Origin of the sequence: Muricauda brasiliensis, assembly GCF_003057865.1 — a bacterium.
GTDB lineage: Bacteria > Bacteroidota > Bacteroidia > Flavobacteriales > Flavobacteriaceae > Flagellimonas > Flagellimonas chongwuensis.
Genome location: NZ_QBTW01000027.1, coordinates 1 through 4,588 on the forward strand (window position 1 = coordinate 1; position 4,588 = coordinate 4,588).

Consider the following 4,588-nt stretch of genomic DNA (forward strand, 5'->3'; position numbering starts at 1 on the left):
CCAAATATGCTCCAAGGTCTACGGTGCCGCCGTTCTCCAAGGTCAGGGTGTTGCCGCTAAGGCTCAGCGCCTGATCATCGGTGTTGGTATCTATCAAAGCTGCCAAATCAGCCAATGCCACTGAAAAGGTATTAGCATCAGAATCGGTTATTACCAAATTGGTGTTTGTTCCATCAATATCAAATGAGGTTACGGTCGTATTTGAATCTGTGAAAATATCTTTTAAACTACTTAAATCAACATTTACATTTCCTCCGTCTTCTAAGGACAGTGACAAAATATTAGTAACATCATCAAAATTAAAACCTGTTAACTGCTGATTGTCCGATGAAGTCAACTCCCATGAATCACCATCCCAAAAATAAATGGTACCAGTATTGGTGTTGACATAGATATCACCCAAATCAGCACCAGTTGGGCTAGTGGCTCCTGCGCTGGAAACACCGGTTCCTTTAAGAACTTCACAATCACATTGATCCTGAAGTGTAACGGTAGTTTGTGAAAAGGCAATTCCTGTAAAAAGAAGGAATAATAGGGATAGAATGCTCTTTTTCATGAGGTTACTATTATTGAAGGTTGTAATGCTGTAGTTTGTTGATTTACTTGTAATTTGGTCAATTGGTTTTATGTGATTTAATACACCGAATTAAACCGCATACAAAATTACCCTCGCTTTTAGGGTTGAAAAATAATTGTTGTGAACCAATGAAATAGAACTGTATAGTTCACAAATCCTGAGGTTACCTCAATATTTTTTTGGGTTTTTTTTAAGACTGTTCGTCGATAAACCCAAAAGTGGACAGGTATTTGCGTAGGTCAAATCCTACATTGTATTCACAATGAATTATAAGAAGGAGAGAGGTGAAATGATATACCATTCAAACAAAAAGCGGCTCCATTTTGGAGCCGCTTTTATATTTATCGCTATTGACTTAAAAAAGGATCATTCAAAAATAATGAACTCTGACCTTCTATTTAATTGATGTTGTTCTTCGGTACATTGTACACCATTGGCGCAATCATTCACCAAGCGGGTCTCCCCGTAACCTTCGCCTTGGAGCCTATCTGCGGCGATTCCTTTTGAAATCATATAATCCACAGTAGATTCCGCTCTTTTTTGGGACAACCAAAGGTTGTAGGCATCCACTCCCCTACTATCGGTGTGTGAATTGACCTTAATCTTAAGACTTGGATATTTTTCCATGGCCACGATAACCTTTTGAATTTCTATTTCAGCATCCGGTCTGATGTTGTATTTATTCAAATCGAAGTAAATGGTACTCAACTGTAATAATTTTGCCAAGTCATCACCAAAACCTCCCGTTACCAAATCTCGCTCTAAGTAAAAATCAACAATACGTGGTTTTCCATCGGAAATAGGCAAATATTCTTCCGAGGGCACGTATCCATCCCTTGATGCCCTCACAAAGTTTCCTTTGGAACAATCCAACATGAGTATATAGTTCCCATCGGAATCTGTTATGGTGGATGACACTTCGTTGTTTTCTTCATCTATAATCTTAACGGTTGCTCCTGCCAAAACTTCGTTGGAAATACGATCTCTTACAGTTCCTGTAATTTCTTGAATACAATCCAACACCAATGGTTCATTTTCCACAAACTCATATATGTCGTCATCTCCCATGCCCCCATCCCTGTTGGATGCAAAATACCCGGTTTTATCATCTGAATCGAAAATGAATGAAAAATCGTCCTTTGGTGTATTGACAGGTTTTCCAACATTAACCACCGGTTGGGTATAATCGTTGTACGTTATTTTTGTTGCAAAAACATCCAATCCGCCCAATCCTTGGTGACCATCTGAAGAAAAATAGAGCACTCCATCCTTAGTAATAAAAGGAAAGGTTTCACGAGCTATAGTGTTGATGTTGCTTCCCAAGTTTTTGATTGGCCCGTAAGTACCATCTCCAATAATCTCCGTCACAAAAATATCCGACTCGCCCAAACTTCCCGGCATATCGGAAACAAAGTAGAGTTTTTTGCCATCTGGGCTTAACATCGGGTGCGCCACTGAATAGGAGTCACTGTTAAAAGGAAGCTCAGTTATATTAAGCCATTCACCATCTATGTTTTCTGCGCTGTATATCTTCAATCGGATAATACCTTCCTCATCTTTCTTTTTTCTACCATCGAAAAAATTGTTCCGTGTAAAGTACATGGTAGCACCATCTTTGGTAACTACAGATGTGGACTCGTGCAATCGGGTATTAACGTCTCCTCCCAGCTTTACCACATTATTATCGGAAACACTATCTGCGTTTACTTTGTATAAATCCAAAAAGTCCCTCGCATTCCAAGTATGCCGATATCTGGCAAAGTTTCCTGTGTCGCGGTCAGAAGCAAAAATGAGTCCTTTTTCGTAGTAGGCGGCGGCAAAATCCGAGTATTTACTGTTATAGGGGAATGTTTTAACCGTGTACCGACCTGAGTTTTTCTCAATTTTGGTCATGTAATTCTCATCATAACTGGACATGGTGGAAGTCATCTGCCTAAAAGATTCCATAATCTGGGCAGCTTGATCATAATTCCCGATTGATTTCAAACTCTGTGCATATCGGAAAACATCTTCAACGGACATTTCATCGGGATATGTAGTGTTGAGCTTTGCATAAGTATCCGCCGCTTCTTGGTACTTGGCGTTAAAATAGTAGGAATTTCCCAGTCTTTTCAACAAATCGGGCGAAGTGTAACCTTTATCCAACACTTTTTTATAAATATCAATTGCAGGGCTAAAGGAATATTGGTTGTACCGCTCATCGGCCCTTTCCATAACCCTTTTTATTTGCTTATCGGGAATACTATCCTGCTGGGCGGTTACTTTTGTCCAAAATCCGCAAACGATGATCAATAATATGAGTATTCTTTTCGGCATTATAAACTATATTAAAAGAATCTTGGTGATATGGTTCTCTGGAAGGATTTCAACAATTCCAGCCTCAGGAACACTTCAAAAGACCCATCGTTGAACTGTGTCCCGCCCAACTCGGTCACTTCGCGATCATAGGCCAATCCCAACATTATCTGGTCGGTTACCTGAAAGCCAACCAAACCGCTCACCGCTGCATCCCAGCGATAGGCTGCTCCAAAACTGAACTTTTCCGCAAACAAGAAGCTCGCGGATAGATCTACCTGTAATGGCGCCCCACTCACGGCTTTTGTAAGCAGAGCTGGTTTAAATTGCAGGTCTGGTCCAATATCAAAAACGTACCCTGTGATCAGGTAAATGTTCATACGTTCTGCGGACAAAAAGTTGACGCCCTCACCAGAATTGTCGTTATCAAAATATTCCGATTCCAATACATTGGGGGCTGAAACTCCTGCATAAAACTTATCCGTATGGTAATACACACCCAAACCAAAATTTGGGGTGAATTTGTTGTCAATATTATTTTGATTGACAACCTCTTGGTCAAAATTCCTTAATCCATTAAAATCTAAATTCAACATGTTTCCTCCGGCTTTTAATCCAAACGATAATTTGGCATCCATGGATACATCGATGGTATAGGATACCACGGCGTCCAAATAGGTCTCTTGCACCACACCATCCCCAATATTATCGTTTACTATGGAAATGCCATATCCCAATCTACTGTTCCTTATGGGCGAATGAAGATTTAGCGTAAAGGTTTCCGGAGCTCCGTCCAAACCTACCCATTGCGAACGGTAGAGGCCTGCAAAACTAAGCTGTCCTCTAGATCCTGCGTAGGCTGGGTTTACACTCAAGGTATTGTACATGTATTGTGTGTACTGGGCATCTTGCTGAGCAAATAGACCCGTGGACAAGACTCCAATGAACAATAAGGTGGTTAAAAAATGTTTCTTTATCATGCTATCCAATATTGTTATCTGCTCAAGTAAATGTATTCTGAGTCCGTGAAACTTCCTTGTTCGGTCTCGTAATTAAATATGTAGAAATAAATTCCAGCTGGAAGATAATCGTTTACACTAAGTGCTGATTTACCGCGAACCCGTCCGTCGAACACATTGCTGACATTATCGTAGTCGTTGCCCACGAATACCTCAGTCCCCCAGCGATTGAAAATCTTTATTGTACTTGATTTGATGTATTCGACCCCTCTGATGAACAAAAAGTCATTTTTTAAATCTCCATTCGGCGTCAACATTTGATTTACCTCTATGGCCTCCACTTCTACAGTAACCGTTGCCGTATCACAATTATCAGGATTGCCTACTTCGCAGATGGTGTATTCAATGGTATAAGTACCTGGTTGGGTGCCTGTTGCCACCGTAACGGTACCATTATCATTAATCATAAGTTGGTTGGTTGGTGTAGAGGTCAATATTACATCGTTCAACGATACAAACTCGTCATTCAGGGTATCATTCAACAACACATCGCTACCTGCAATAACACCTCCCGAGGTACTTGCATTGTAATTATCATCTACAGCATCGATTACATTGTCTTCTCCCTGTATTACTTCTACAGTAACCGTTGCGGTATCACAATTATCTACATCCATGATATCACAAATGGTATAAGTAATGGTGTAGGTTCCTTCCTGTGTACCGGGAAGCACGCTTACACTTCCATCGTCGTTCA

General features: G+C 40.5%; 4 protein-coding genes. All 4 read right to left on the reverse strand.

Translation table 11 applies throughout. The annotated features are described in order from the left end of the window. Positions 1-556, reverse strand: a 556-nt coding sequence (locus tag DCK90_RS16355) for a hypothetical protein (RefSeq protein ID WP_159075870.1), incomplete at its 3' end; no start/stop codon positions are given. 387 nt (positions 557-943) lie between these two features. Further along, positions 944-2,893, reverse strand: coding sequence for an OmpA family protein (locus tag DCK90_RS16360; RefSeq protein WP_108247282.1), 1,950 nt, complete (start codon positions 2,891-2,893; stop codon positions 944-946). A gap of 11 nt (positions 2,894-2,904) precedes the next feature. Continuing rightward, the gene (locus DCK90_RS16365; RefSeq protein ID WP_108247283.1) at positions 2,905-3,852 is read right to left on the reverse strand and encodes a PorP/SprF family type IX secretion system membrane protein; all 948 of its coding nucleotides are present in this window, start codon (positions 3,850-3,852) and stop codon (positions 2,905-2,907) included. A gap of 14 nt (positions 3,853-3,866) precedes the next feature. Beyond that, positions 3,867-4,588, reverse strand: a 722-nt coding sequence (locus tag DCK90_RS16370; RefSeq protein WP_159075871.1) for a gliding motility-associated C-terminal domain-containing protein, incomplete at its 5' end; no start/stop codon positions are given.

Excerpts from the sequence above, each read along its gene's own strand:
- DCK90_RS16360 (WP_108247282.1), bottom strand. The coding sequence starts at position 2,893 with ATGCCGAAAAGAATACTCATATTATTGATCATCGTTTGCGGATTTTGG.
- DCK90_RS16365 (WP_108247283.1), bottom strand. The coding sequence starts at position 3,852 with ATGATAAAGAAACATTTTTTAACCACCTTATTGTTCATTGGAGTCTTG.